A 262-nucleotide genomic window follows, 5' to 3' on the forward strand; every position below is an offset into this window, starting at 1 on the left:
GGTATTCCTATTGATATAAGGTCTTTTTTTGAGATAGATGTAATGAAGGAGAATAGCAACTTTCAAATAACTCTAGAGTTTATGAATCAAGACTATCTTGCTAGGATTAGAAAAGGGTTGGGCGAAAAAGCTAGGACAAAATTATTATGGCCTAGTAAACTATCCGAGTATGTTCAAATGAAGTATCCTAATATATATGAAGAATTTAGAAAGGATAATAAAGTTGATGATAACGTACCGTATATGATTTTTAAAAAGATAG

1 pseudogene is annotated in these 262 nt (G+C 30.2%); it reads left to right on the forward strand.

Annotation, left to right across the window (positions count from 1 at the left end):
• Positions 1 to 81 precede the first annotated feature (81 nt).
• Positions 82 to 262 (forward strand): annotated as a pseudogene (locus ACS2QP_RS27970) (HNH endonuclease); the annotation flags it as partial.

Origin of the sequence: Bacillus cereus group sp. Bce019 (genome assembly GCF_051781745.1) — a bacterium.
Classification (GTDB): Bacteria; Bacillota; Bacilli; order Bacillales; family Bacillaceae_G; genus Bacillus_A; species Bacillus_A cereus.